The organism is Blastococcus sp. SYSU DS0616 (assembly GCF_054051015.1).
In genome coordinates this window covers 96,028-122,642 of the sequence record NZ_JBJHAJ010000007.1, presented here as the reverse complement: position 1 = coordinate 122,642, position 26,615 = coordinate 96,028, and the positions used below count along the sequence as shown (strand labels likewise).

Sequence of the window (26,615 nt, the reverse complement as noted above, 5' to 3'; positions counted from 1 at the left end):
GGGGTTCAGCCGGCCGGCTCGAACCAGACGAACCGCCACGGCTGCGTGTTGTGGATCGACGGCGCCCGCGTGGCAGCCGCCACCACCTGCGCCTAGTCCTGCTCCTCCACCACGAACCCCCGGCCGGTCTCCACGGAGGACCACCGGCGGTGGCCCCGGTGCGTGCCAACCCCATGGCCGCAGCCGTCCGCACACCCGGTCGTCGATCGGTCCGCCTACCGCTGACCGGCCGCTCCGGCCGGTGCCGGAGGAGCGCCGGCCGCGGGGACCAGCGCGGGCCGGGTCCGCCGCCGGGACACCGCCACGCCGGCCAGGCACACCGCACCGCCGGCCACCGCCAGCAGCGGGGGCGCCTCCCCCAGCAGCAGCCAGCTGAGCAGGACGACCAGCGGGGGCACCAGGTACGTGGTGACCCCGAGGCGACCGGCGTCCATCCGCGCCAGCGCGTAGGCCCAGGTGCTGAAGGCCAGCGCCGTCGGGACGACACCGAGGTACACCATCCCGGCGACCGAGCCCGCGGGCGCGCGGCCGACATCGGTCACCAGGGCGCCGGCCCAGGGCAGGCAGGCGACCGCGCCGATCGCGCACGCCGTGAACGTGACCTGCAGCCCGGGCAGCCGCCGCAGCAGCGGCTTCTGGGCCACCACGCCCACCGCGTAGGTGACCGCCGCGACCACGCACAGCGCGACGCCGACCAGATCGGCGTCCGCGCCGCGGGTCCCGACGCCGATCAGCACCACGCCACCGAAGGCGACGGTGATGCCGACGACCAGCCAGCGCGGGAAGCCCTCCCCGAGCCAGAAGCCGGCGAGCACGGCGATGAGGATCGGCCCGATGTTGACCAGCATCGCCGTCGTGCCAGCGTCCAGGTGCCGCTCCGCGGCGTTCAGCGCCAGGTTGTAGACGGCGAACCAGCCGATCCCGCAGACGGCCAGCAACCGCCACTCACCGGGCGTGGGGCGCACCCAGCCGCGGCGGGCGACGAGCAGGCCCAGCACGATCCCGCCGATCAGCAGCCGGCCGAGGGCCAGCGCGCCGGGCGACAGGTCCTGGCCGACCGCGCGGATGCCCACGAAGGCCGATGCCCAGGCGAGCACGGTGACGACGACGGCGAGCAGCGTTCGCCCGTCCGGAGCAGCGGGAGTGGTCACGTCCGCAGAACCTAGGGCCGGCTGCCGACCCGGTCCGGCGGTTTCCGGCCGCGGCACGTGACTGGCACCCGGCCGCCGGGAACCGGCAGGAACGCTGCGGTCCTCAGCCCCGCAGGTGCTCGGCCCACGTGCGCCGGCCACGCGCACCGCGGGTGGGCAGCGCCGCGCCGTCGCGCAGCGCCGTGCCGAGCCGGCCCGGAACGGGGGTCGCGATGACCCGCGCCCCCGGAGCGCGCACCTCTGCCCAGGTCCGCGCGAGGTCGGCCACCGAGTGCTCCTCGGGTCCGCCGAGCTCCACCACGCCGCCGGACGGCGGGGCGCTCACACGCTCCACCAGGTGCGCCGCGGCGTCGGTGACGTCCACCGGCTGCACCCGCCAGCCCATGGGCACCGGCAGCAGCGGCCCGCGGCGCGCCGTGCCCAGCAGTTCGTCGACGAAGCCGTGGAACTGGGTGATGCGGACCAGCGTGACCGGCAGGCCCGAGGCCAGCAGCACCTGTTCGGCGGCGTACTTGGCCCGGTAGTAGCTCAGGGGAACCCGGTCCACCCCGACGATGGAGACGTACACGAGGTGCGGCGGCCGGGACCGGTCGACCGCCTCGACCAGCCGTCGGGTGCCGGCGACGTCGACCTCCCAGGGGTCGCCCCGGGGGGCGCTCGCCGCGTGCACCACCACCTCCGCCCGCGCCACCGCGTGCGCCAGGTCCCGCCCGGTGGCGAGGTCACCCCGCACCCCTCCCGGGCCGGCGCCCCGGCGCGACATCTGCCGCACCTGGTGCCCGGCGTCCCGCAGCTGCGGCACCAGGTGCCGCCCCAGGCGGCCCGTGCCGCCGGTGACCAGTACGTCCACGGGTGCAGTCTCCCCGGAGGCGCCACGTCTGCGCACGGAGCGGCCGACATCTCAGATACGAGATATCGTGTCCCGGTGACGCTCACCGACCTGCCTGCCGACGAAGCGATGCGGCGCATCGGGGCGCTCGTCCGCGACGCCCGCCGCCACCGGGGCCTCACCCAGCAACAGCTGGCCGAACGGCTGGGCACCAGCCAGAGCGCGGTCGCCCGCATCGAGCAGGGCAGCCAGAACCTCACGCTGGAGTTCCTGGGCCGCCTCTCCGCCGCGCTCGACAGCGAGCTCATCCGGCTGGGTCCCGCCGGGCCGGCACACCTGCGGGTGACCGGTGGGCGCCCCCTCCGCGGCCGGGTGGCGGTGAAGTCCTCCAAGAACGCCGCCGTCGCCCTGCTCTGCGCGGCGCTGCTGAACCGGGGGCGCACGACCCTGCGCAACGTGTCCCGCATCGTGGAGGTCGAGCGCATCCTCGACGTGCTGCGGTCCATCGGCGTCTCCGCGACCTGGGACGAGCAGGGGCACGACCTCACCCTCGTCGTCCCCGACGAGCTCGACCTCGACGGCATCGACGCCGACGCGGCCCGGCGGACCCGCAGCATCATCATGTTCCTGGGCCCGCTGCTGCACCGGGCCGGCGCGTTCCGGCTGCCCTACGCCGGCGGCTGCGACCTGGGGACGCGGACCGTGCAGCCGCACATGATCGCCCTCCGGCCGTTCGGGCTGGCCGTCGAGGCGCACGCCGGTGAGTACCAGGCCACGGTGGAGGGACCGGCCGCCGCGGATCGGACGATCGTGCTCACCGAGCGGGGGGACACCGTCACCGAGAACGCGCTCCTGGCCGCGGCCCGCACCGACGGCACCACCACCATCCGCAACGCGAGCTCCAACTACATGGTCCAGGACCTGTGCCTGTACCTGCAGCTGCTCGGCGTCGAGGTGACGGGCCTGGGGACGACGACGCTGGTGGTGCGCGGACGCCCCGTGCTCGACGCCGACGTCGACTACACGATCAGCGAGGACCCGGTGGAGGCGATGAGCCTGCTGACCGCCGGGATCGTCACGGGCTCGGAGCTGACCGTCACCCGGGCCCCGGTGGACTTCCTCGAGGTGGAGCTCGCGGTGCTCGCCGAGATGGGGCTGCGCTACGAGCTCTCCGCCGAGTACCTCGCCGACAACGGGCACACCCGGCTGGCCGACATCACCATCCACCCGTCGGAGCTGCGGGCGCCGCTGGACAAGGTGCACCCGATGCCGTTCCCGGGGCTCAACATCGACAACCTGCCGTTCTTCGCGGTGATCGCCGCCCAGGCGCAGGGGTCGACGCTGATCCACGACTGGGTCTACGACAACCGGGCGATCCACCTCTCCGACCTCACCCGGCTGGGCGCCGACGTCCGCCTGCTGGACCCGCACCGGGTGCTGGTCACCGGCCCGACCCGCTGGCGGGCCGCGGAGGTCGTCTGCCCGCCCGCGCTGCGCCCGGCGGTCTGCATACTGCTGGCGATGCTGGCGGCCAAGGGCACGTCGGTGCTGCGCAACGTCGACATCATCGCCCGTGGGTACGAGCAGCTCTACGAGCGGCTGGTCGAGATGGGCGCCGACATCGAGGTCTTCCGCGACTAACGGCCCCGTCCAGGGCACCGCCGCGAGCCTGCGAGCGGTGGGGAGGACGGGGTCCTTTCTCACCTCTCCTGGTCGGTGGGGCGGACGAGCACTTCGTTGACCGCGACGTGCGGCGGCTGGGTCACCAGGTAGAGGACGGCGCGGGCGATGTCCTCGGCGTGCAGCGCCCGCATGCTCGAGTACATCTGCACCGAGGCGGCCTTCGCCGCGGGCTGGGTGATGTGGTCGGTGAGCTCGGTGCTGACCGCGCCGGGCTCGACCAGCCGATCCGCACCCCGCGGCCGGTGACCTCCTGGCGCAGCGACTCGCTGAAGGCGTTCACCGCCCACTTGCTGGCGTTGTACACCCCGGCGCCCTTGCGGGCCTGCCGCCCGGCGACGCTGGAGATGTTCACGATGTCGCCCGACCCCTGCTCGAGCATCCCGTCGAGGGCCGCGTGGGTCATGTAGAGCACGCCCATGACGTTGGTGTCGATCATCCGGCGCCAGTCCTCGGTGTCGGCCCCGGCGATCGTGCCCAGGAGCATGACGCCGGCGTTGTTCACCAGGACGTCGAGGCCGCCCAGTTCCGACCGGGTGCGCGCGACGGCATCGGCGCACGCCCGCTCGTCGGTGACGTCCAGGGCCAGCGGCAGCACCGCCGTCCCGCCGCCGCGCAGCCGACCGGCGAGCGCCTCGACCCGGTCGCTCCGCCGCGCTCCGAGGGCGACGGCAGCCCCGGCCCCGGCCAGGGCGACCGCCGTGGCCTCGCCGATCCCCGAGGACGCCCCCGTCACGAGGGCCACCGTGCCGGCGAGGGGACGATCGACCTGGGTCATGCGGACATCCTTCCCACGCAGCACCCGGCGGCGCACGTCGGCCGCGCAGCGCGGTCCTCAGAGGAGGGCGTCGAACCCGTCGTCGAGCGGGCCGAGGCCGCCGTCCAGCGGCGGGCGCGCCGGCTGGTCCAGGCCGCGCATGCGGGCGGCGTGCAGCGCCAGCAGGAGGTTCAGCCGCAGCGTCGGGTCGGTGGTGAACGGCCCGAGCATCCGTTCCAGCTTCCCGATCCGGTAGCGCATCGTGTTGTAGTGGAAGTGCAGCCGCCGGGCGGACTCCGCGACGTTCAGGTTCGTCTCCAGCAGCACCCGCAGGGTCTCCCGGAGGTCGGCGGCATCGGCGTCGACGGCGTCGGCCAGCGGGCCGAGCACCTCGTCGACGTAGGAACGCAGCTCGGTGCTGTCGGGGATCAGCGACAGCAGCCGGAACACCCCGAGCTGGTCGAAGTGGACGACCGACGACGCGCCGTGGATCTCCTGCCCGACACCGAGCGCGCGCTGCGCCTGCCGGTGCACCTCGGCCAGCTCCGAGAGCGATCCGGCCGGCCGGCCGATGCCGGTGCCCAGCAACCGGCCCACCCGGCGCAGCCGCCCGTTGACCCGAGAGGTCACGGCGGAGACCAGTGCCGACAGCTCCTCCGGCGTGCGCCCGTCCAGGGGCAGCAGCGTCACGATCTCCGTGGCCAGCCCCGCGACGGCCGCGCCGGCCACCTCCGACTCCAACGCGGCGCGCCAGCCGTCGGCCAGCCGGTCCAGGACGTCGAGGGCGCGGGTGGGGTCGGCCGCCGCGTCGGCCACGGTCTCGGTGGCGGTCACCAGCACCGCGACCGGTCCGTCCAGCCGCCAGCCGAACGAGCGGGTGTAGGCCAGCGTCCGCTCGGTGTGGCCCACCGCGCCCCCCACCAGCCGGCGGACCAGGTCCCCCTGGAAACGCAGCTCCACCGAGTGGACCGCCTGCAGCCGGATCACCGACAGCGCGGCGATGACCGCGGCCCGCTCCAGCACGCCGCCGGCGCCCAGCATCATCGCGCCGGTCCGGTGGACGGCGACGAGCCAGCCGTGCCGCTGGTCGCCCGCCATGATCGGCGCCACCGCGTACTCGCCGATCCCGCCGGGCAGCTCGTGGTGCCCGGGCACGAGCAGGATGCCGTCGGCGGGTGAGAGGTCCGCGTTCAGGTCGGCCGGCGTGACCACCGTCTGGTCCGCGCGGACCCCGGAGAGCCGCAGCGACGGCGCCATGGCGGCCAGCTCGTCGTCGGCGGCGGCGTCGAGGAGCCACAGCCAGTCGCTGATCTCGGCGACGTCGTCGGCGGGGCCGGCGCTGGTGACGACCTCCCGGTCCGGGCCGAGGCCCAGCACCGCGGCGCCCTCGAGCATCACGGCGAGGCGCTGGGTCACCTCGGCCAGGCCGCCACCGGTGAGCGCCACCTCGGTGAACTCGTCGTCCATGCGCGAGGACAGGGCGAGGGCCTGCCCCTGCTTGGCGACGACGGCGCCCAGCACGCCGGAGACGACCTCGTCGAGCCGTGCCGTCGGCGGCAGCGCGAGCACCGGGAGACCGCGGCGCTCCGACTCGGCCAGGACCTCGGCGGGCAGCGGCGGTGGCCCGTCGACGCGCCGGTAGGCCAGCGCCGCGGTGCCGGCGGCCTCGAGCCGCTCGACCAGCGCCCGGCAGCTGGCCGGGTCGGCGGGAGGGAGGCGGGCGCCGAGGACGACGAGCACGTCGGGGCCCGCGGCGGCCAGCGGCTCCGCAGGGTCGTCGACGACCATGTGGCGGATCACCCGGCCGAGCCCGGCCGAGCCGCTGGTCACGGTGCTCCCCGCGAGGACGGGGAGGTCCAGCGCCTCCTCCACGGTCAGGCCCATCCGCTGCTGCCAGCTCGCGCGCTCGCCGCGCCGCTCGGCCCGGGGCGACTCGTCGACCGACCAGTTGCGACGGAACGGGGTGGTTCCACTACCGCGAGTAGACGCCAGGAGTGACGAATCACTCTGTGTCACAAGGCATCCCCTTCCAGTCGTCGTCCAGGGTGCCACACGGCAGCGGCCTGTCAGGTGTCCCCGGACGCCGCCATCCATTCTTGGCGACATCCGCCATAAGAGGGCGTGCGACGCGCCGCTTAGGTTCGACCTCGTTCCACCTGCTCGCTGGATCGTAGGCGCTCCGTGCAGGGGCGTGTGCACCCTCCTCGCGGCCGGTGGACCGAGGGGCGGAGCGCCGATCCACCGGCCTCCGTCGTCCCGAGGGGTGGAGGGCGGCCCATGCGCGCGATCGACGACACCGAGGTCCGGAGCGGCTCGAGCGGACACCTCGCCGGGCGGGGTCGCGCCGGCGTCCCGACGATCCCCCTGCCCCGGGAGTCGGCGCGAGCCGCCCGCACCCTGCCGACGGCGGCGCCGTCGGCGGTGCCCGCCGCGGCGAGCACCGCCGTCGCCGACGTGCTGCGCGGCCCCGTCCGCCCGGCGCGCGTGCTGCTGAGCCTCCCCGCCGCCCTCTACGTGCAGGTGGCCGGTGAGCGCGGCCTCGGTGAGGTCGTCGGCGTCCTGACCAGCGATGCGGCCCGGCTGCCGCTGGGCTGCGTCCTCTTCCGCCCGAGCAACGGGCGCCCGCTGACCGGGCTCCCGGCGGGCGCCCCCGCCGAGGTGGGGGCCGGGCGGATCGTCGTCGGGGACCTCGCGGTCAGCGCGTCGGCCTGGTGGGACCCGCGGCCGCGGCTGCCCGGTGGACGGCCCGCGCTCCTGCCCGAGGGGGTCCGGCAGCTGCGCACCGCCCTCTACGGCGAGGGCGTCCCGCACAGCGCCTTCACCCTGCCCGGGCTGCCCACGGGGCCCGGCGGCCCGCTGGCCGCCCTGCGCGGCGCGGTGCGTCGCGCCGACCTCGAGGCCGCGCTGCGCACCGCCACCCGGCTCATCGGCCTCGGCCCCGGGCTGACGCCGGCCGGTGACGACGTCGTGGCCGGGACGATCGCGGGCCTGGTGCTCCTCGGGCACCCGGCAGCGGAGCGCTTCGCCGCGGGCGTGTGCTCGCTGGCCGGTGGCCGCACCACCGAGCTGTCCCGCGCGCTCCTGCGGCACGCGGCAGCGGGGCAGGTCAGCGGTGAGTACGCCGCCGTGCTCCGCGGGCTGGTCGGCGAGCGCCCGCTCGGGCCGGCGATCGGCCGCCTGCTGGCCACCGGGGCCACCAGCGGCCGGGCCATGGCACTGGGTCTGTGCACCGCCATCGACCTGGTGGATCGCACCGCGCGCGTCCGCTGACCGGCGTCAGCCGAGCGGCGTCGCCGCCTCCCCCACCGGTACGGGCAGGACGGGACCCAGGGCGTCCCACTGCGCGATGCGGCAGCCGTCGACGCGGGACAGCTCCAGGTCGACCGGCGCGCCGTTCCAGCGCCCGGTGATGCGGGCCGTCTGCGGACCGCCGTACTGCTCGGTGCAGACCCGGTCGTCCGGCAGCGGCGCGAACGGCTCGGCCATGTCCTCGAGACGGGCGCAGGCCTCCTCCGCCCGCGGGTGGGTGCCCTCCGCGACGCCGGCGCAGGTCAGCGTCCAGGTCTCCGGCGGCGTCCCGTCCCCGCGGTCGACCACGATCCGCAGGTCGTTCGCCGCCTGCGCGATGCCCGACGGGCCACCGCCGGTCGCGTCGCGCCCGTCACCGGTCGACGACGCGTCCCCGTCGCCCCGCCCCGTGGCGCAGGCGCCGAGCACGAGCGCGGAGGCGAGGAGGGCGAGCAGCAGCAGGCGTCGCATGCCGGTGCAGACGAGCGACGCCGCCCTCGGGTTCCACCGCAGCCGGCGCCCGGCTGCTCGCCAGGAGGCCCCGAGCGGCGGGTCCGTCAGATCCGGGAGGCGTGGATGCTGGTGACGAGGATCGCCCGGGCACCGAGCTCCCACAGCTCGTCCATCACCCGGTTGGTCTCGGTGCGGGCGATCATGGCCCGCACCGCCGACCAGCCCGGGGTCTGCAGCGGGCTGACCGTCGGCCCCTCGATGCCCGGGGTGACCGCGGTGGCGCGGTCGAGCAGCTCGTTGGGGCAGTCGTAGTCGAGCATCACGTACTGCCGCGCGACCAGCACGCCGCGGAGCCGACGGCGCAGCTGCGCCACCGCGGGGATCTCCTCGGACCCTTCACGGCGCACGAGGATGGCCTCGCTGCTGAGCACGGGCTCCCCGATGATGTGCAGCCCGGCGGCGCGCAGCGTCGTCCCGGTCTCCACCACGTCGCAGACCGCGTCCGCGACGCCCAGCCGGCAGGCGGTCTCCACCGCGCCGTCGAGCTTCACCACGTCGGCCTTGAGCCCCTGCTCGTCCAGGTAGCGCCGCAGGAGCACCGGGTAGGCGGTGGCGATCCGCTTGCCGGCCAGCTGCTCGACCTGCTGGATCGCCGACTCCACGGGGGTCGCGAACCGGAACGAGGAGCGGCCGAAGCCCAGCGGCATGTCCTCCACCGCGCTCGGGCCCTCACCATCGGCCGGGGCGGTCTCCAGCAGCATGTCCCGGCCCGTGATGCCCACGTCGAGCGTGCCGGCGGCCACGTACACCGCGATGTCGCGCGGGCGCAGGTAGAAGAACTCGGTGTCGCTGTCGGGGTCGTAGACGGCGAGGTCCTTGGTGCTGCGCCGCTGGCGGTAGCCGCTCTCGGCGAGCATCTCCGCCGCCGGCTCGCTCAGCACACCCTTGTTCGGCACGGCGACGCGCAGCACTTTCGATCTCCTGTGTCTCGGGGTGGATCAGAGGTGGGTGTAGACGTCGTCGAGCGTGAGGCCCCGCGCCAGCATGAGCACCTGCACCCGGTAGAGCAGCTGGCTGATCTCCTCGGCGGTGCGGTCGGCACCCTCGTGCTCGGCCGCCATCCAGGACTCGGCGGCCTCCTCCACGACCTTCTTGCCGGCTGCGTGCACGCCGTCCCGCACCGCGGCGACGGTGCCGGAGGCAGCATCCCCGGCGGCCACCTTGGCGGAGAGCTCGGCGAACAGGCTGTCGAAGGTCTTCACGACCGTGCCTCCTGACGGGCGGGGGTCGCGGAGAACCCGGTCTGCCGCTGCGGCGTCCGCAGCTCGCGGAGCACGAGCGCGGTCTGCAGCGCGGCGAGGGTGGCCTCCCAGCCCTTGTCCTCGGCCGAGCCGGGCAGGCCGGACCGGTCGCGGGCCTGCTGCTCGTCGTTGGTGGTGAGGACGCCGTTGCCCACCGGCTTGCCGGCGTCGAGGGCGACGCGGGTGAGCCCCGCGGTCACGGCATCGCAGACGTACTCGAAGTGGGGCGTCCCCCCGCGCACGACGACGCCGAGCGCGACGACGGCGTCGTGGCGCTCGGCCAGGGCCTGCGCCACGACGGGCAGCTCCACCGCGCCCGGCACGCGGACGACGGTCGGCGCGGGAACCCCGCAGGCCTCGGCGGCGGCGACGGCACGGTCCAGGAGCGTCCCGGTGATCTCGGCGTGCCACGTGGTGGCGACGATGCCCAGCGTCAGCCCGGCCGCGTCGACCGGGGTCGCCTGCGGCGCTCCGCTGCCGCTCATGCCGGCTGCTCGTCCTGGCCGAGGGGCACGTCGGTGCCCGGCACCGTCGTGGCGCCCGGGGCGTCGGCCGGACCGGACTCGGTCTCGGGCTCGATGATGTCGAGCAGGTGGCCCATCCGGTCGCGCTTGGTGCGCAGGTACCCGAGGTTCTCCGCGGTGACGTGGCTGGGCAGCGGCACCCGGCCGAGCACCCGCAGGCCGTAGCCCTCCAGGCCGGCGCGCTTCGCCGGGTTGTTGGTCAGCAACCGCATGGTGTGCACGCCCAGGTCGACGAGGATCTGCGCGCCGGTGCCGTAGTCGCGCGCGTCGGCGGGCAGCCCGAGGTCGAGGTTGGCGTCGACGGTGTCGACCCCCATGTCCTGCAGCTGGTAGGCCTGCAGCTTGTGCAGCAGGCCGATTCCCCGGCCCTCGTGCCCGCGGATGTAGAGCACGATGCCGCGGCCCTCCTGGGCGACGGCGGCGAGCGCGGCCTGCAGCTGGGGCCCGCAGTCGCAGCGCAGCGAGCCGAAGACGTCGCCGGTGAGGCACTCGGAGTGCACCCGCACCAGCACGTCCTCGCCGTCGCCGATGTCCCCGTAGACGAAGGCCACGTGCTCGCGCTCGTCGTAGGAGCTCGAGTAGCCGACGGCGGTGAACGTGCCGGGGGCCAGCGGCACGATCGCCTCGGCCACCCGCTCGACCAGCTTGTCGAACCGCTTGCGGTAGGCGATCAGGTCGGCGATCGAGATCATGCACAGGTCGTGCTCGTCGGCGAACAGCCGCAGCTCCTCGCTGCGGGCCATGCCGATCGGGTCCTTCTCGCTGACGATCTCGCAGAGCACGCCGGACGGGCGCAGCCCGGCCAGCAGCGCGAGGTCGACGGCGGCCTCGGTGTGCCCGGGGCGCCGCAGCACACCACCGTCGCGGGCCCGCAGCGGCACGACGTGGCCGGGCCGGGCGAGGTCGGCCGAGGTGGTCTCCGCGGCGGCGAGGGTGCGGATGGTGTGCGCGCGGTCGGCGGCGGAGATGCCGGTGGTGACGCCCTCCCGGGCGTCGACGGTGACCGTGTAGGCGGTACCGAGGCGGTCCTGGTTCACCCGGTGCATGGGCGGCAGGTCCAGCCGGTCGGCGTCGGCCTCGGTCACGGCCACGCAGATGTAGCCGGAGGTGTAGCGGACCATGAACGCCACCAGCTCCGGGGTGGCGAGCTCCGCGGCGAAGATGAGGTCGCCCTCGTTCTCGCGGTCCTCGTCGTCGACGACGACCACGGGCCGGCCGTCCTTGATGGCGGCGATGGCCGACTCGATGGAGTCCAGCCGGGTGCGGGGCTCGTTCATGCGCGGGCCCCCAGCAGACGTTCCACGTACTTGGCGATCACGTCGACCTCCAGGTTGACGGGCTCCCCCGGGGCGCGCGCGCCGAGCGTGGTCTCGCGGAGAGTGGTGGGGATGAGGCTGACCTCGAACCAGGGTTCGGCGTCGGTCGCTGCGCTGACCGCGCTGACGGTCAGCGAGACGCCGTCGACGGCGATGGAGCCCTTCTCGACGACGTAGCGGGCGAGCCCGGTGGGCAGGCCGATGCGCACGACCTCCCAGTGCTCCGCCGGCGTGCGGGACAGGATCTGGCCCACGCCGTCGACGTGGCCCTGCACGATGTGCCCGCCCAGGCGGGTGTGCGGCGCGACGGCGCGCTCCAGGTTGACCGGTGCGCCCTCGGCGACGGCGTCCAGGCTGCTTCGGCGCAGCGTCTCGGCCATCACGTCGGTGGTCCACACACCGGCGCCGTCCACGCTCGGCTGGACGCCGGTGACGGTGAGGCAGACGCCGTTGACGGCGATGGAGTCGCCCAGCGAGACGTCGGTCAGGACGGTGCGGGCGCGGATGCTGAGGACGGCGGAGTCGCCCTGGTCCTCGCGCCGGGCCAGGGTGCCCACCTCCTCGACGATGCCGGTGAACACCTCAGCTCCCTCCGTCCGTGCCGGTCCCGCCGGTGCGGGTGCCGCCCTCAGTGTGCCCGGTGGGGTACAGCCGGATCTGCACGTCCCCACCCAACGGGAGGACGTCGGCGACCGAGTAGGACAGCGCCGCGCCGATCCCGGTGATTCCCAGGTCGCCGACGAGCGAGGGACCGGCGCCCAGCAGCTTCGGCGCGAGGTGCACGACGGCCTCGTCGACCAGGCCCGCCCGCAGGAACGCGGCAGCGAGCGTCGGGCCGCCCTCGAGCAGCACCCGGCGGACGTCGCGGGCGAACAGCTCGGCGAGCAGCTCGGCCGGGCTCCCGGCGCGACTGACCAGCGTGGGCGCGGCGTCGTCGAGCACCCGGGCCGAGGCCGGCAGCCGGTCCCGGCGGTCGACGACCACCCGGAGCGGTTGCCGGTCGGCGTCCCGGCCGTCCTCGTCGCGCACGGTGAGCTGCGGGTCGTCGGTGAGGGCGGTGCCGGAACCGACGACGACGGCGTCGCAGCCGGCCCGCAGCCGGTGCACCTCGGCCCGCGCCTCGGGCCCGGTGATCCAGCGGCTGCTGCCGTCGGCCGCGGCGACGCGACCGTCCAGCGTGGCCGCCACCTTCCAGATCACGTACGGCCGCTGTTCGCGGACCCCGGTCAGCCACCCGGCGAGCGCCCCGCGCTCGGCCGCGTCCCGCTCGACACCGACGACCACCTCGACCCCGGCGGCGCGCAGCCGTTCCGCGCCCCCACCGGCCAGCTCGGTCGGCTCGGGCACGGCGACGACGACCCGCGCGATGCCGGCGGCCAGCAGCGCATCGGCGCACGGACCGGTGCGCCCGGTGTGCGCGCACGGCTCCAGCGTGACGACGGCGGTGCCGCCGCGGGCCCGCTCACCGGCCTGGGCCAGGGCGCGCACCTCGGCGTGCGGACCGCCGGGCGGGGCGGTGGCCCCCTCCCCCACGACGCTGCCGTCGGCGGCCAGGACCACCGCGCCCACCGCGGGGTTGGGGCTCGTCGTGCCGAGGACCGCGACGCCGAGCTCCCGGGCGCGGGCCATCCCGCGCAGTTCGGCCAGGGAGGCGCTCACCCGGGCATCGCCGCGGCGGCCTGCGCGCGCAGCGCGGCGATCGCCTTCCCGGGGTCGTCGGCGCCGTAGACCGCCGACCCGGCGACGAACATGTCCACCCCTGCCTCGGCGGCCTGCTCGATGGTGTCGGCGTTGATGCCGCCGTCGATCTCCACGAGGAGGGTCAGCTCGCCGGCGTCCACGAGCTCCCGGGCCCGCCGCACCTTGGGCAGCACGTCGGCGATGAACGACTGCCCGCCGAAGCCGGGCTCCACGCTCATGACCAGCAGGGTGTCGAAGTCGGCGAGGACGTCGAGGTAGTCCTCCAGGGGCGTGCCCGGCTTGATCGCCAGCCCGGCCAGCGCGCCCGCGGCGCGCAGGTCCCGGGCCACCGCCCGCGGATCGGTGCAGGCCTCCGCGTGCACGGTGACGTTGCGCGCCCCGGCCTCGGCGTACCCCGGCGCCCAGCGCTCGGGGTGCTCGATCATGAGGTGGCAGTCCAGGGGCACGGGGCTGACCCGCTCGATCGCCTGGACGACCGGGAGCCCCAGGGTCAGGTTCGGCACGAAGTGCGCGTCCATGACGTCGACGTGCAGCCAGTCCGCGTCGGCCACGCGCGCCACCTCGTCGGCCAGGCGGGCGAAGTCCGCGGACAGCAGGCTGGGCGCGATCAACGGTTGCCGGGGCACGTCCGCCGAGTCTAGGTGGCGGCCACGTGCCGGAACCCGATCCCTCCGCCGGTCGTCAGCCACGTAGGGGCGCGAACGCCGTGGCCCGCTTGCACGGGAGGAGCACCATGCCGACACCCGCCCTCGTCGTCCTCGTCCTCGTCGTCTGGATAGCCGTGGGTTGTGGTGCCGCCCTCTTCCTCGGCCGCCGGGGTTACCGCGATCCCCAGTGGTACTTCCTCGGCGCCGTCCTCGGGCCGCTGTTCGTGCCGGTGGCGATCGAGCGCGGGCGGCGCGAGCACCGGGTGGTCGAGCGGACACCGCTCGCGGACGCCGAGTCCGCGCGGGCCGACGGCGCGGTGACGGTCGTCGTGGGCGTCGACGGGTCCGCGGAGTCCGACCGGTCGCTGCGGGACGCGGCACAGCTCTTCTCCGGCGACGGCACCCGGGTGGTGCTCGTGATGGCGGTCGATCCCGACGTCGTCGAGTTCGCCGACCGCACCGAGCGGGACCGGTGCCGCGGCCTGCTGGAGGAGCGGACCACCTGGTTCTCCGGGGCCAGGCCGGTCGTCGAGCTGGTGAGCGGCCGGCCGGGCTCGGCGCTGCTGGAGGTGGCCGGCCAGGAGGACGCCGACGTCGTCGTCGTGGGCCGGCGGGGCCGCGGCCTGTCCCACCGCATGCTCGGCAGCGTCGCCGAGCACGTCACCCACCACTCCCCCGTGCCGGTGCTGCTCGCCGGCCCCGTCGCCGGGCGGTGACCGGGCGGTGACCGGGCAACCGTTCCACGGTCCGGCGCAGGCGACCGGGACCAGCCGGTCCGGCGCGTCCACCGCGCGGACCCGGCCCCTGCCGGCCGAGGATGCCGCCGCGGCGGTGCGCGAGCGGGCCCGGCACGAGCTCCGCATGCTCGCGGGTGGCCTGCCGCCCTTCGCGGTCGGCTTCGCTCTGCTGCGGCTGGAGCCGGCGAGCTGGTCCACGGGCACGTGGACCGCCGTAGCCGCTGGTGCCCTCGTCCTGGCGCTCCTGGGATGGGGTCTCCTGGGGACCGAGCGCGGCCGGCAACGGCAGCAGGAGCGCCTGCTGGCCGAATACGCCGTCGTCCACCACAGGGACCCGGGGCCGGGCCGGCGAGCGCGAGCCGACCACGTGGCGGACCGGATGGCGCGCCAGCGGTTCTTCGCCCGGGTAGGCGTCCCGGCCATCATCGGCATCCACGTGGTCCTGGGCGACTGGGATGAGCTCGGGACCACGGTCCCGGGCGCCGTCCTGGTGACGATCGCGGGCGTGGTCCTCCTGGTGGACAGCACCACCCAGGCCCGGGCCGGCCGTCGCTGGCTCGCCGACCCGCCCGGACCTGCCCGCAGCTGACCGGCCGGCCCACCGCCACGTGTCCGTCGCACACGACCGGGTAGGGCCAGATCCATGGCTTCCGACACCACCGCCCCCGAGCGCTACGACGGCTTCGACCGCATGCCGATCGGCGGCACCTGGCGCGCCGGGCGCGCCGGGAAGACCGCCACCGACACCGATCCCTACACCGGCGAGACGCTGACCGAGATCCCGCTGGCGAACGCCGAGGATCTCGACGAGGCGTACGCGACCGCCAAGCAGGCGCAGCGCGAGTGGGCGGCCCGGCTGCCCAGCGACCGCGCCGACGTGATGCGCCGCGCCGCCCGGATCATGGAGGCGCGCAAGGACGAGATCGTCGACTGGCACATCCGCGAGAGCGGGGCCGCGGCACCGGCCGCCGAGTTCGAGTTCGCGATCACCCTGCGGGACTTCCACGAGGCGTCGTCCTACCCGTACCGGATGGAGGGCCGGATCCTGCCGGCCGACATCGAGGGCAAGGAGAGCCGGGTCTACCGCCGCCCGGTGGGCGTGGTGGCCGTGATCAGCCCCTGGAACGTCCCGATGCACCTGTCCAACCGCTCGGTCGCGCCCGCCCTGGCGCTCGGGAACGCCGTCGTCCTCAAGCCGGCCGGCGACACCCCGGTGACCGGCGGCCTCCTGCTGGCCAAGGTCTACGAGGAGGCCGGGCTGCCGCCGGGGCTGCTGTCGGTCGTCATCGGCGCCGGGCGCGACATCGGGGACGCGATCGTCAGCCACCCCACGCCGCGCGTCGTCTCCTTCACCGGGTCCACCCCGGTGGGCAAGGGCATCGCCGAGAAGGCGGGGTTGAAGAAGCTCTCGCTCGAGCTGGGCGGCAACGGCCCGCTGGTGGTGCTCGACGACGCCGACCTGGAATACGCCGTCGACGCCGCCGTGTTCGGCAAGTTCTTCCACCAGGGCCAGGTGTGCATGATCACCAACCGGATCGTGGTGGACGCCGCGGTGCACGACGAGTTCGTCGACCGCTACGTGGAGCGGGTGCGCGGGCTCAAGGCCGGCGACCCCCGCGAGGGCGACACCGTGATCGGCCCGATCATCAACGGCAAGCAGCTCGAGGGGATCCAGGAGAAGGTCGCCCAGGCGCGCGAGGACGGCGCCGACCAGCTGCTCGGCGGCGACCCGACCGGGCCGATCGGCTCGGTGCTGCCGCCGCACGTGCTGCTGGGGACGAACGACGTCGCCACCGCCCGGCAGGAGGTCTTCGGCCCGGTCGCGACGATCATCCGCGCCCGCGACGAGGCCGACGCGCTGGCGATCGCCAACGACACCGAGTACGGGCTCTCCAGCGCCGTCTTCACCCGGGACACCCTGCGCGGCGTCAACTTCGCGCTGCAGGTGGAGGCGGGCATGACCCACGTCAACGACTCCCCGCTCAACGACGAGAACAACACCGCGTTCGGCGGCGAGAAGGACTCGGGGCTCGGCCGGTTCGGCGGTGAGTGGGCGATCGAGGAGTTCACCACCGACCACTGGATCAGCGTCCAGCACACCCGGCGGCAGTTCCCCTTCTGACGGTCGGCCGGGTGGCCTCCCCGTGGGGCCACCCGGCGCCACAACCGAACGGCCCGGTGATCGGGCTGCTGGCGGGGCTGGTCGCCGGGCTGACCGGTCGACCCGCGCGCGGCGTCGACCTGCTGAAACTGTCGTACCCCCGTCCTAACCTGCGGGTATGTCGGTGGTCGGGTTCGCGGTCGGGGTGACCGTGATGCCGGTGAGCTCGCCGTCGGAGTGGGAGCTGGCCGACCCTGATCCGTTGCCGCGGTTGGGTGAACCGTTGAGCGCGTGGTTGCCGGCCCGGCGGGGTGCGGCGGAGGCGGCGGAGCTGCTGGGTCAGATCGTGGCCGCGGAGGCGCAGTTGGCGGCGTTGCGGGTGGAGCTGGTGATGGATCTGGCCGCGGCGCGCCCGGCTCCGGCCGATCCGCTGCCCGGCGGCGAGCGCGCTGGCACCGTGGGGCCGCCAGAGGTCAGTGAGTTCGTGCCCGATGAGCTGGCCGCGGTGCAGAACTGCAGCCGCACGGCGGCGGTGACGCAGCTGGAGCACGCCGAGGTGCTCACCACGCTGCTGCCCGCGACGTACACACGGCTGCGGCTGGGGCGGTTGGACTGGCCCCGTGCCCGGGCGATGGCCGCCGAGGTCGCTGCGACCGGGCGGGACACCGACCCGGGCGTGATCGCCGCCATGGAGACCGCCGTCCTGCCCACCGCCACCGAGTTGGGGGTGGGGAAGCTGCGGGAGGCGGTGCGCGCCGAGCTGATCGCCCGCGACGCCGCCGCGGCCGACCGCCGCCGACGGGCCCGGCAGCGGGCAGCGGATGTGACGGTGCGCCCGGTCGGGGACGGGATGAGCGAGCTGCGCGCCCTGCTGCCCCATCCCGAGGCCCGGGCCTGCCGCCAGGCGGTCGATGCCCACGCCCGGGCGGCGAAGGACGCCGGCGATGCTCGGCCGATCGGCATGCTGCGCACCGGAGCCCTCACCGATCTGCTGCTGCGCCCCTGGCAGCAGCAGCCATCGGTGACCGCGCACCTGACGGTGGTGGCGCCGCTGTCCGCGCTGACCCCGGCGGGTTTCCTCGCCTCTGGTGCATCACTGCCGGCCGCGTTCACCCGGCCCGGCACGCCCGCGCCGGTGGGGGAGGTGGACGGGGAGCCGATCACCGCCGCCCACCTGCGCGAACTACTCGCCGCCCTGGATGCCGCAGGCGTGCAGGCCCCACCCGCCGGCAGCCTGCAGATCGCGCTCACCGACGCCACCGGCAAGCTGCGGGCGGTCACCGGCCGCGCCGAGCTGGAGAAGCTGGCCACCCGCGGCTGCGCCGACCACCCCGCCGACCCCAAAGACCCCGACCGGTCCTGCGGCTGCCCGCTGCTCGGCGTTCCCGGGCCGATCGACCGCTACCGGCCCTCGGCCGCCCAGCAACGCTTCCTCGCAACGCGGGATCGCACCTGCCGGCACCCCGGCTGCACCGTGCCCGCCGGCTGGGCCGACCTCGACCACGTCATCCCGCACGCCGACGGCGGCGCCACGGCCTGCGAGAACCTGTGCTGCCTGTGCCGCCACCACCACCGGCTCAAGACCTTCGCCCCCGGCTGGACCCACACGCTCAGCGACGACGGCGTCCTCACCGTCATCACCCCCACCGGGGTCAGCCGCACCAGCCGACCACCCGGCTATCGCGTCCTCACCGCACCACCGCAACCACCACCGCCACCACCGGCGGAGGACCCACCACCCTTCTGAGGCCCCGCCGCGGGCGCCGGCCGCCGTCAGTCGCGGGCAGGGAGCGCGTTCCACTCCGCCCAGGTGAGGTCCCGGCCGACGAGCCGGGCAGGGGCGGGCAGCGGCCACTCCTCGGCCAGCCACCGGGGCACGAACTCGTCCAGCGCGCGCTCGACGTCGCTGCCCACGAGCCGGTCGACGACCCACCACGACACCTCGGCCCCGACGTCGCCGGTCTTGGTGGGCGGGTCGATGTAGACACAGCCGAGCAGCTCGGCCTCGTCCTCGGGGAAGACCCCGTAGAGAAAGCTCTCGTGCGCGGCGATCTCGCGCTCGTGGTGCGCGAGGTCCTCGCGATCGGCCTCGACCGTCATGTGCGCCGGGGGCCAGCCCCACGCCTCGCCGTAGATCGACCACAGCCGCTCCCGCGATCCCATGACCGCCGGGTGGTCGATCTCGGTGTCCGCCGCCCCCATCGGGCGCAGGTGCTCCCCCGTGGGCAGCTCGGCACGCAGGGGGTGGGTGAAGGTCTCCGGCAACCAGGGCACGCGCCGGAACCTAGCGCCACCGGCGTCAGCGCGTCCGGCGGAGCAGCGCCATGAACATGGCGTCCGTGCCGTGCCGGTGCGGCCACAGCTGCGCGTAGTCGCCGCGTGCGATGCCGGGGATCTCGGGGAACAGCGGCGCCACCGGCAGCACCTCGACGTCGTCCCGGGCGGCGGCGGTGTCGACGACGGCCACCGTCTCCTCGGTGTGCGGCGAGCACGTCACGTAGGCCAGCACGCCGCCCGGGCGCACCGACGCCAGCGCGGCGGCGAGCAACTCGGTCTGCAGCTCCACCAGCGACGGGACGTCCTCCGGTGTCCGCCGCCAGCGGACCTCCGGCCGGCGGCGCAGCGCGCCGAGCCCGGTGCAGGGCGCGTCCAGCAGCACCCGGTCGAAGCTCCCCGGCGCCCACGGCGGCTCGCGGCCGTCGGCGGCCACCACCTCGACGTCGTCCTCGCCGGAGAGCGCCTGGCGCACCAGCTCGGCCCGGTGCGGGGCGCGGTCGGCCGCGGTGAGCCGCACGCCCTCCGGCCGGGTGACGGCGAGCAGCCCGGCCTTGCCGCCCGGCCCGGCGCACATGTCCAGCCAGGCGCTCTCCGGCCCCTCGCTCGGTGCCCGGGTGAGCAGCAGCGCGGCCAGCTGGCTGCCCTCGTCCTGCACCGCGGCGCGGCCCGAGCGCACCGACGCCAGGCGGCCGGGGTCTCCCCCGCCCAGCCGTACCGCGTACGGCGACCACGGCCCCGGCTCGCCGCCGGACTCCTCGGCGAGGTCCTCCCGCGCCATGCGCCGGGCGACCAGGTGCACCTCCGGGGCGGCGTCGTCGGCCAGCAGCGCCTGCTCCAGCTCCGCCTCGTCGCCGAGCGCGTCCCGCCAGGCGTCGACGATCCACCGCGGGTGGTCGGTCGTCAGCGCCAGTCGCTCGTCGCCCTCGGGGGCCAGCCTCGCCAACCACGCGGCCCGATCACCGCCCGCGGCGACCTTCCGCAGCACGGCGTTGACCAGCCCGGAGGCGCCCGCGCCCACGATCGCCCGGGTGAGGTCGACGGTGGTGTCCACGGCCGCGTGCGAGGGCACCCGGAGGTCGACCAGCTGGTAGGCGCCCAGCCGGAGCAGGTCCAGCACCCGCGGGTCCAGCTCGCCCAGCGGGCGGGAGACGAGGCCGGAGAGGATCGCATCGAGCGTCCCCTGCGCGCGCAGCGTCCCGTAGGCCAGCTGGGTGGCGAAGCCGGCGTCCCGCGGGTCGAGCTGCCGCTCGCGCAGCAGCTGCGGCAGCAGCAGGTTGGCGAACGCCTTCCGCGAGGAGACGGCGTCCAGGACGTCGTAGGCGGTCAGCCGGGCGCCGTCCAGCACCGGGCGGCGGGTGGCCGGGTGCCGCCGTCGCCCCTGACCGCCGCCGCGCGCCGGGCGGGTCACTCGCCGCCCAGCCGCTCGCCGGGGGCCGGCCGGGCGCCGCGGGCCCAGTCGGCCGCCGGGAACATCCGCTTGCCCGCCGGCTGCACGTCGCCCAGCCGCACCGGGCCGCTCCCGGTACCCACGAGCACCTCCCGGCCCTCGGCATGCACCTCGCCGGGATCCAGTGCGGCTCCGTCGGGCAGCGGCGTGACGGGCCCGAGCCGCAGCCGCTCGCCGCGCCACGTCGTCCAGGCACCGGGCGCCGGCGTCACCCCCCGGATCCGCCGGTCCACCACGTGCGCGGGCAGCGCCCAGTCGACCCGGGCGTCCGCGGTCTCGACCTTCGGGGCCAGGCTGACGCCGTCGGCCGGCTGCGGACGGGCCTCCAGTGCTCCGGCGGCGATGCCGTCGAGGGTCGCCAGGAGCAGCTCCGCGCCGCTGACCGCCAGGCGCTCGAGCAGGTCACCGGCGGTGTCCCGCGGCCTGATCGTCTCGGTGAGGGTGCCGTACACCGGGCCGGTGTCCAGCCCCGCCTCCAGGAGGAACGTCGATGCCCCGGTCACCTCGTCGCCGGCCATGATCGCGTGCTGCACCGGCGCGGCGCCCCGCCACGCGGGGAGCAGCGAGAAGTGCAGGTTGACCCAGCCGTGCCGCGGCACGTCGAGCGCCGCCTGGGGCACGAGGGCGCCGTAGGCGACGACGGGCACACAGTCGACGCCGAGCTCCACGAGCTGCTCGAGGAACTCCGGGTCCCGGGGGGTCCGTGGCTGGAGCACCGGGACGCCGGCGGCATCGGCCCGCTCGGCGACCGGCGAGCGGCTGACCTTGCGGCCTCGCCCCGAGCGGGCGTCCGGGCGGGTGAGGACGGCGACGACCTCGTGGTCGGAGGCGAGCAGCGCCTCCAGGGACGGGACGGCGGGTGCCGGGGTGCCGGCGAACAGGAGCTTCAGTGCGGACTCACCTTCACGACGGGGAGGTAGCTGCCGTAGCCGGCCCACTCGGCGGCCTGGATCTCGGCGAGCGCGGCGGCGCGGTCGACCTCGGACAGCCGGTCGACGAACAGGACGCCGTCGAGGTGGTCGGTCTCGTGCTGGATGGCCCGGGCCAGCAGCTCCGAGCCCTCGACGCGCACCGGGTCGCCGTGCATGTTCCAGCCGGAGGCGACCACGTGCAGGTGCCGGCGGCAGTCGTAGCGCAGGTCGGGGATGGACAGGCAGCCCTCGGGGCCGTCCTGCACCTCCTCGCCCACGGCAGCGACGTCCGGGTTGACCAGGTGACCCACCTCGCCGTCGACGTACCAGGTGAACACGCGCAGCCCGACGCCGATCTGCGGCGCCGCGAGCCCGGCACCCCCGGCCGCCTGCATGGTCTCGGTCAGGTCGGTGACGAGCTGCCGGAGCTCGGCGTCGAAGTCGACGACCGGCGCGGCCGGCCGGTGCAGCACCGGGTCGCCGAACAACCGGATGGGGGTGACGCTCACCCGACGATCGTAGGCGGGAGCCCGGCACGGTCCTCGGCCAGCGCGGCCCGGACGGCGGCGGCCACGTGCAGCGCCGTCGTCGGGAAGGTGGGCACGGCGACGTCGTAGGGCCGCCGGACTACTCCAGGACGGTCCCCAGCACCTCACACCAGGTCGAGCGGGTCCAGGTGGACGCGGACGTGCTCGGGCACCTTCTTCGCGCTGCGGACGCCCTGCACCTCGGCCAGCGCGGAGGCCAGCGCCGCCCCGGAGCTGCGGGGCACCCGCACCAGGTAGCGCTCCCGCTCGCCCTCCTGCCCGGGCCGGGGACGTTCGGGGACGGGCCCCAGCAGGTCGGCGTCCTCGGGCAGCCGCAGCGCCGCGAGGAACTCGGCGAGGGCCGCGGGCGAGGCGGACAGCGATGCCATGCGGGTCACCGGGGGGAAGCCCAGCTCGCGGCGGTCGGCGAGCTCGCGTTCGGCCAGCCACGCCGGGTCCCAGCGCACCAGCGCCTGCACGACCGGATGGGCGGCGTCGGCGGCGACGACGACCTGCCCGCCCGCCGGCGCCGGGCGCACCAGCGCCGCGGCGTTCATCCAGCGGCGCAGCGTCTCCTCCCCCGCCCGCAGATCGGCCCGGCCGAGCAACGCCCACGAGTCCAGCAGCAGCGCGGCGCCGTAGCCGTCCTGGGCCACCGGTTCGGCGCCGGGCGTGGCCACGACCAGCGCCGGACCGGCCGGCACCGTGGCGAGCACGCCCGAGGTGCTGCCGGAGGTGCGCACGGTCGTGCCCGCGAACGCCCGCGCGAGCTCCTCGGCGGTGCGCGACTCCCCCACCACCGCGGCCCGCAGCTTCGTGCCGTGGCAGTGCGGGCAGTCGAAGGTGGCGGCCGGGCGGGCGCACCAGCGGCAGGCCGGGATCCGGGTGCCGCCGGGGCCCGGCCGCGGGGAGATGCCCAGCGGACCGGCGCAGTGGGCGCACCGTGCCGGCGCCCGGCAGCGCGCGCAGGACAGCGACGGGACGTAGCCGCGGCGGGGCACCTGCACCAGCACCGGGGCGCCGGCGGCCAGCGCCCTGCGCGCCGCGTCGTAGGCCAGCGAGGGCAGCCGGGCGGTGCGGGCCGCTGCGTCGCGCGCCAGCTCGAAGTCGTCCCCGAGCGCCTGCACCCGGGGAGCCGCGGCGCGCAGCACCGCGCGGTCGGCGACCAGCTCGTGCGCCCAGCCGGACTCCACCAGCAGCGCGGCCTCGGCGGTGCGCGAGGTCCCCGCGACGACCGCGGCGCAGGAGTCCAGCCAGGCCCGCTGCACCAGCACGTCGCGGGCGTGCGGGTAGGGGGCACGCTCCTCGGAGTGCAGGTCGTCGCCGTCGTCCCACACGACCACCAGACCGAGGTCGCGGACGGGGGCGAACATCGCCGCCCGGGTGCCCAGCACCACCTGGGCGGCGCCGCGGGAGGCCGCGAGGAAGCGGCGGTAGCGCTTCTCCGGCGCGTCGTCGGCCCGCAGCACCGTGAACGAGTGCTCCGGCAGCAGCCGCTCCGCCGCCGCCGTCAGCCGGTCCAGGTCCTTGCCGTCGGGCACGACGACCAGGGCGCCGCGTCGGCCCGACAGCGCGGCGCGGCAGAGCTCGACCATCCGGGTGGGCCAGTCCTCACCGGGCAGCGCCGTCCAGACGGCGCGCGCCGGGCGCCCCTCGGCCAGGGCACCCAGCAGCGCGGGGCCGGCCTGGTACCGGGCGAAGCCGACCGCATCCGGCGGGGCGGGCAGCTCCTCGGGGGTGGGCGAGGGGCGCTTCTCGGCGGCCCCCCGGCGCGGCGGCAGGGCCAGGCGCAGCACGTCGCTGGCGGTGCCCGCGTACCGGTCGGCGACGGCGCGGACCAGGCGGGCGACCTGCGGGGTGAGCACCGGCTCCCCGGAGGGCACGTGCGACAGCGGCTGCAACCGACCCGCGAACTCGGTGGTGCCCGCCAGCTCCCACACCACGCCGTCGACCAGCCGGCCGTGGAACCGGACCCGCACCCGGCAGCCGGGCCGCACCGTGTCGGCGTACTTCTCCGGGACCGCGTAGTCGAACGGCCGGTCCAGGTGGGCCAGCGGGACGTCGACGACGACCCGGGCGACCTGCACCGGACCAGTGTCCCCGGCCCCACCGACAGGACCGCGCTCCTCCCCCGGCCCCGCGGCGGGCGGGCGGGGCCGGGGGGCGGGCTCGGGCCTCAGGCCCCCACGGCCGAGCGCAGCGCCTCGACGCGGTCCAGCCGCTCCCACGGCAGGTCCAGGTCGGTGCGGCCGAAGTGGCCGTAGGCGGCGGTCGGCCCGTAGATGGGGCGCAGCAGGTCCAGGTCGCGGACGATGGCGCCGGGGCGCAGATCGAACACCGAGGTGATCGCCTTCTCCAGCACCTCGTCGGCGACCGTGCCGGTGCCGTGCGTGTCGACGAACAGGCCGACCGGGTGCGCGGCGCCGATGGCGTAGGCGACCTGCACCTCGCAGCGGCGGGCGAGCCCGGCGGCGACGACGTTCTTCGCCACCCAGCGCATCGCGTAGGCCGCCGAGCGGTCCACCTTCGACGGGTCCTTGCCGGAGAAGGCGCCGCCGCCGTGGCGGGCCATGCCGCCGTAGGTGTCGACGATGATCTTGCGGCCGGTCAGGCCGGCGTCGCCCATCGGGCCGCCGATGACGAACTTGCCGGTCGGGTTCACCAGCAGCCGGTGGCCGGTGGTGGGCAGGCCGAGGGCGGCCAGCTCCGGCTCGACGACGAGCTCCTCGATGTCGGGGGTCAGCAGCGTCTCGATCGAGATGTCCTCGGCGTGCTGCGAGGAGACGACCACGGTGTCGACCGCCACCGGCCGGTCGTCCTCGTAGACGACGGTGACCTGGGTCTTGCCGTCGGGCCGCAGGTAGGGCACCGAGCCGTCCTTGCGCACCGCGGACAGCCGACGGGAGAGCCGGTGGGCCAGCGCGATCGGCAGCGGCATCAGCTCGGGGGTCTCGTCGGTGGCGTAGCCGAACATCAGGCCCTGGTCACCGGCGCCCTGGCGCTCGATCGCGTCGTCCTCGGAGCTGCCACCCGTGCGCGACTCGTACCCGGTGTCGACACCCTGGGCGATGTCCGGCGACTGGGCGCCGATCGACACGCTGACGCCGCACGACGCGCCGTCGAAGCCCTTGCGGGAGGAGTCGTAGCCGATGCGGAGGACCGTCTCGCGGACGATGGCCGGGATGTCGACGTAGCCGGCGGTGGTGACCTCACCGGCGATGTGCACCTGGCCGGTGGTGATGAGGGTCTCGACGGCGACCCTGCTGCGCGGGTCCTGCGCCAGCATCGCGTCCAGGATCGAGTCGCTGATCTGGTCGGCGATCTTGTCCGGGTGGCCCTCGGTCACCGACTCGGACGTGAAGAGACGGCGTGGCATGTCGGTACTCCTGGGTCGCGGGACACGATTCGGCGAGCCGCTCGGTGCCACGACTCGTGGAGGGACGTTACCCGGGCGAGACCGGGCGCCCCTCGGCGCGGGTGGACCCGTGCCAGGGCCTCGGCGCCGGCGCCTCCGCGCCGCAGTGCGCCCGCGTCCGTGCGGGAGCCCGACCCGGTCCGCGCCGGACCCCGCCGAGGAGGCGGCCCCGCCCCGGTCGCGTGAAACCACCGGGGGCGGGGCCTGGGCCCGCCGCTCATGGCGAGTGGGCGGAGGACCTGGACCCGACCGTACGTGCCGACGGCCCCGCCCGTGGACGGGTGGGGTCGGGCACGGGAACGCGCGGTGGCGGGAGAACGCGCCCGGCACGGTGTCTAGACAGAGCGTCTGAGTAGAGGCACTATCGAGTCATGACCGGCCCCGCCCAGCCCAGTGAGTGGCTGCGCGGGGTCCTGGAACTGTGCGTGCTGCGCGTCATGGCCGACGGACCGACCTACGGCTACGCCATCGCCAGCGAGCTGGCGGCCGCCGGTTTCGGGGACGTCAAGGGCGGCACGCTGTACCCACTGCTGGCCCGGCTGGAGAAGAACTCGCTGGTCACCGTGGCCTGGCGGACGGGAGACGGGGGGCCGGAACGCAAGTACTTCACGCTCACCGACGCCGGGCGCCGCGAGCTCGAGCACGGCCAGGACCGGTGGCAGAGCTTCTCCGCCCGGGTCACCGACCACCTGTCGGCCGCCGACGCCATCACCCCGAGGAGCAGATCGTGAACGAGACCCCGCGCGTCCAGGAGCCGCACCAGGAGGTCTGGCAGCGTCCCTTCGTCCTCGCTCAGCAGGAGTGGTGCGGCGCGTTCGTGCTCGAGCTGCGGCTGCGCGACGTCCCCGGTCCGGTGATCGGGGAACGCCTGGCGGAGGTGGAGCGGCACTGCGCGGAGAGCGGCGAGACGCCAGCCGAAGCGTTCGGCGATCCGACGTCCTACGCCCGGCAGATCGACACGGAGAGCTCGCCCGAGCGGGTGTCCGGGGTCTGGACGGTCGCGGCGCTGGGCGCGGCGCAGGCCGTCGCCCTGATCGTGGGCACGGCAGCCACGCGGACCTGGGCCGAGGGTGGCGTCCTGACCTGGAACGGCGTCCAGGTCGGCTGCCTCGCCCTGGTCCTGCTCGTGGTGCTGGCCGTCCCCCGACTGGTCCGTCCGCTGATCACCCACACGTGGGTGGTCGGCCCCGCCGTGGTTGCCCTCGTCGTGCTGGCCTCGCTGGGCTCGGCGGTGTCCGGCCGGTTCGTGACGTCGTCGGTCCTGCCCGTGCCGGCGGCCGTGGTGGCCGTCGGGTTGTTCGGCGTGGTCGTGGTCCTGGCCTGGCTCGAGTACCGGGAGCTGGCGACCGACGACCTGGTCACCTCACCGCTGCCCCCCGCTGCGGGCGACGGGGCGCAGCAGGTCCGGCGTCGCTGGAACGCGCTCGTGCCGACAGCGCTGGTCCCGGTCTGCTACCTCGCCCTGGGGGCCGCTCCCTGGTTCGTGGGCTGAGCCTCGTCGCCGGGCCGCGATGGGCCCCCAGGGCGAGCTCCGGGCCGTGCTGGGCCCACCG

Annotated in this window: 27 protein-coding genes; 8 read left to right on the top strand and 19 right to left on the bottom strand. The window is 75.5% G+C overall.

Annotation, left to right across the window (positions count from 1 at the left end; all coding sequences use genetic code 11):
* Window positions 1-5 precede the first annotated feature (5 nt).
* The 3 genes from ACI79K_RS07525 to ACI79K_RS07515 all read right to left on the bottom strand — a co-directional run bounded on the left by ACI79K_RS07525 (window position 6) and on the right by ACI79K_RS07515 (window position 2,001).
* Window positions 6-83: a hypothetical protein gene (locus ACI79K_RS07525; RefSeq protein WP_456599416.1), complete on the bottom strand. Its 78-nt coding sequence runs from the start codon at window positions 81-83 to the stop codon at window positions 6-8.
* Between the two features lie 132 nt (window positions 84-215).
* A complete protein-coding gene (locus ACI79K_RS07520; protein ID WP_456599379.1) occupies window positions 216-1,151 on the bottom strand; it encodes a DMT family transporter in 936 nt (311 codons plus the stop codon).
* 103 nt (window positions 1,152-1,254) lie between these two features.
* The gene (locus ACI79K_RS07515) at window positions 1,255-2,001 is read right to left on the bottom strand and encodes an SDR family oxidoreductase (protein ID WP_456588699.1); all 747 of its coding nucleotides are present in this window, start codon (window positions 1,999-2,001) and stop codon (window positions 1,255-1,257) included.
* 75 nt (window positions 2,002-2,076) lie between these two features.
* Between ACI79K_RS07515 and ACI79K_RS07510 the strand changes: the two genes are divergently transcribed.
* The gene (locus tag ACI79K_RS07510) at window positions 2,077-3,621 is read left to right on the top strand and encodes a helix-turn-helix domain-containing protein (RefSeq protein WP_456599378.1); all 1,545 of its coding nucleotides are present in this window, start codon (window positions 2,077-2,079) and stop codon (window positions 3,619-3,621) included.
* 121 nt (window positions 3,622-3,742) lie between these two features.
* Here ACI79K_RS07510 and ACI79K_RS07505 read toward each other — a convergent pair whose 3' ends face one another.
* Window positions 3,743-4,438, bottom strand: coding sequence for an SDR family NAD(P)-dependent oxidoreductase (locus tag ACI79K_RS07505; protein ID WP_456599377.1), 696 nt, complete (start codon window positions 4,436-4,438; stop codon window positions 3,743-3,745).
* Window positions 4,439-4,495: 57 nt separating this feature from the next.
* Window positions 4,496-6,301 carry a PucR family transcriptional regulator gene (locus ACI79K_RS07500; protein WP_456588696.1) on the bottom strand — a complete coding sequence of 602 codons (1,806 nt, stop codon included), beginning with the start codon at window positions 6,299-6,301 and terminating at the stop codon, window positions 4,496-4,498.
* Between the two features lie 393 nt (window positions 6,302-6,694).
* On the opposite strand from ACI79K_RS07500, the gene ACI79K_RS07495 reads away from it, so the two are divergent.
* Window positions 6,695-7,687 carry a DUF2877 domain-containing protein gene (locus tag ACI79K_RS07495; RefSeq protein ID WP_456588695.1) on the top strand — a complete coding sequence of 331 codons (993 nt, stop codon included), beginning with the start codon at window positions 6,695-6,697 and terminating at the stop codon, window positions 7,685-7,687.
* A gap of 6 nt (window positions 7,688-7,693) precedes the next feature.
* Here ACI79K_RS07495 and ACI79K_RS07490 read toward each other — a convergent pair whose 3' ends face one another.
* The 8 genes from ACI79K_RS07490 to rpe all read right to left on the bottom strand — a co-directional run bounded on the left by ACI79K_RS07490 (window position 7,694) and on the right by rpe (window position 13,626).
* A complete protein-coding gene (locus ACI79K_RS07490) occupies window positions 7,694-8,176 on the bottom strand; it encodes an SSI family serine proteinase inhibitor (RefSeq protein WP_456599376.1) in 483 nt (160 codons plus the stop codon).
* Between the two features lie 86 nt (window positions 8,177-8,262).
* Complete coding sequence (hisG, locus tag ACI79K_RS07485) at window positions 8,263-9,129, bottom strand: ATP phosphoribosyltransferase (RefSeq protein WP_456588693.1); 867 nt, start codon at window positions 9,127-9,129, stop codon at window positions 8,263-8,265.
* Window positions 9,130-9,156: 27 nt separating this feature from the next.
* Window positions 9,157-9,420 carry a phosphoribosyl-ATP diphosphatase gene (locus tag ACI79K_RS07480; protein WP_456588692.1) on the bottom strand — a complete coding sequence of 88 codons (264 nt, stop codon included), beginning with the start codon at window positions 9,418-9,420 and terminating at the stop codon, window positions 9,157-9,159.
* Window positions 9,417-9,944 carry a 6,7-dimethyl-8-ribityllumazine synthase gene (gene ribH / locus ACI79K_RS07475; protein ID WP_456588691.1) on the bottom strand — a complete coding sequence of 176 codons (528 nt, stop codon included), beginning with the start codon at window positions 9,942-9,944 and terminating at the stop codon, window positions 9,417-9,419. Before ribH ends, ACI79K_RS07480 begins: the two co-directional genes overlap by 4 nt.
* Window positions 9,941-11,260: a bifunctional 3,4-dihydroxy-2-butanone-4-phosphate synthase/GTP cyclohydrolase II gene (locus tag ACI79K_RS07470; RefSeq protein WP_456588690.1), complete on the bottom strand. Its 1,320-nt coding sequence runs from the start codon at window positions 11,258-11,260 to the stop codon at window positions 9,941-9,943. Before ACI79K_RS07470 ends, ribH begins: the two co-directional genes overlap by 4 nt.
* On the bottom strand, window positions 11,257-11,880 hold the full coding sequence (locus tag ACI79K_RS07465; RefSeq protein ID WP_456599375.1) for a riboflavin synthase: 624 nt from the start codon (window positions 11,878-11,880) through the stop codon (window positions 11,257-11,259). Before ACI79K_RS07465 ends, ACI79K_RS07470 begins: the two co-directional genes overlap by 4 nt.
* Window position 11,881: 1 nt before the next feature.
* Window positions 11,882-12,958, bottom strand: coding sequence for a bifunctional diaminohydroxyphosphoribosylaminopyrimidine deaminase/5-amino-6-(5-phosphoribosylamino)uracil reductase RibD (gene ribD, locus ACI79K_RS07460; RefSeq protein ID WP_456599374.1), 1,077 nt, complete (start codon window positions 12,956-12,958; stop codon window positions 11,882-11,884).
* Window positions 12,955-13,626, bottom strand: a complete 672-nt coding sequence (gene rpe, locus ACI79K_RS07455; protein ID WP_456588687.1) for a ribulose-phosphate 3-epimerase — start codon at window positions 13,624-13,626, stop codon at window positions 12,955-12,957. The genes ribD and rpe overlap by 4 nt, the downstream gene beginning before the upstream one ends.
* Before the next feature lie 107 nt (window positions 13,627-13,733).
* On the opposite strand from rpe, the gene ACI79K_RS07450 reads away from it, so the two are divergent.
* From ACI79K_RS07450 to ACI79K_RS07435, 4 genes are all read left to right on the top strand, one after another.
* The gene (locus ACI79K_RS07450; protein WP_456588686.1) at window positions 13,734-14,363 is read left to right on the top strand and encodes a universal stress protein; all 630 of its coding nucleotides are present in this window, start codon (window positions 13,734-13,736) and stop codon (window positions 14,361-14,363) included.
* A 7-nt stretch (window positions 14,364-14,370) separates the two neighbouring features.
* Window positions 14,371-14,973 (top strand): hypothetical protein, encoded by a 603-nt coding sequence (locus tag ACI79K_RS07445; RefSeq protein WP_456599373.1) that lies wholly within the window; start codon window positions 14,371-14,373, stop codon window positions 14,971-14,973.
* A gap of 54 nt (window positions 14,974-15,027) precedes the next feature.
* Window positions 15,028-16,506, top strand: a complete 1,479-nt coding sequence (locus tag ACI79K_RS07440) for an aldehyde dehydrogenase family protein (protein ID WP_456599372.1) — start codon at window positions 15,028-15,030, stop codon at window positions 16,504-16,506.
* 157 nt (window positions 16,507-16,663) lie between these two features.
* The gene (locus ACI79K_RS07435) at window positions 16,664-18,232 is read left to right on the top strand and encodes a DUF222 domain-containing protein (protein WP_456599371.1); all 1,569 of its coding nucleotides are present in this window, start codon (window positions 16,664-16,666) and stop codon (window positions 18,230-18,232) included.
* A 26-nt stretch (window positions 18,233-18,258) separates the two neighbouring features.
* Here the strand turns inward: ACI79K_RS07435 and ACI79K_RS07430 are convergent, their stop codons facing one another.
* From ACI79K_RS07430 to metK, 6 genes are all read right to left on the bottom strand, one after another.
* On the bottom strand, window positions 18,259-18,759 hold the full coding sequence (locus ACI79K_RS07430; RefSeq protein ID WP_456599370.1) for a hypothetical protein: 501 nt from the start codon (window positions 18,757-18,759) through the stop codon (window positions 18,259-18,261).
* 25 nt (window positions 18,760-18,784) lie between these two features.
* Entirely contained in the window at window positions 18,785-20,170 is a 1,386-nt protein-coding gene (locus tag ACI79K_RS07425; RefSeq protein ID WP_456599369.1) for an RsmB/NOP family class I SAM-dependent RNA methyltransferase, read from the bottom strand.
* Window positions 20,167-21,147, bottom strand: a complete 981-nt coding sequence (fmt, locus tag ACI79K_RS07420) for a methionyl-tRNA formyltransferase (protein WP_456599368.1) — start codon at window positions 21,145-21,147, stop codon at window positions 20,167-20,169. Before fmt ends, ACI79K_RS07425 begins: the two co-directional genes overlap by 4 nt.
* Window positions 21,096-21,629 carry a peptide deformylase gene (gene def, locus ACI79K_RS07415; protein WP_456597758.1) on the bottom strand — a complete coding sequence of 178 codons (534 nt, stop codon included), beginning with the start codon at window positions 21,627-21,629 and terminating at the stop codon, window positions 21,096-21,098. Before def ends, fmt begins: the two co-directional genes overlap by 52 nt.
* Window positions 21,630-21,772: 143 nt before the next feature.
* A complete protein-coding gene (locus ACI79K_RS07410; RefSeq protein ID WP_456599367.1) occupies window positions 21,773-23,734 on the bottom strand; it encodes a primosomal protein N' in 1,962 nt (653 codons plus the stop codon).
* A gap of 89 nt (window positions 23,735-23,823) precedes the next feature.
* Window positions 23,824-25,023, bottom strand: a complete 1,200-nt coding sequence (gene metK, locus ACI79K_RS07405) for a methionine adenosyltransferase (RefSeq protein ID WP_456588676.1) — start codon at window positions 25,021-25,023, stop codon at window positions 23,824-23,826.
* Between the two features lie 410 nt (window positions 25,024-25,433).
* Between metK and ACI79K_RS07400 the strand changes: the two genes are divergently transcribed.
* Both ACI79K_RS07400 and ACI79K_RS07395 read left to right on the top strand, forming a co-directional pair.
* Window positions 25,434-25,793, top strand: coding sequence for a PadR family transcriptional regulator (locus ACI79K_RS07400; protein WP_456599366.1), 360 nt, complete (start codon window positions 25,434-25,436; stop codon window positions 25,791-25,793).
* Window positions 25,790-26,554, top strand: a complete 765-nt coding sequence (locus ACI79K_RS07395) for a hypothetical protein (RefSeq protein WP_456599365.1) — start codon at window positions 25,790-25,792, stop codon at window positions 26,552-26,554. The genes ACI79K_RS07400 and ACI79K_RS07395 overlap by 4 nt, the downstream gene beginning before the upstream one ends.
* Window positions 26,555-26,615: the final 61 nt, after the last annotated feature.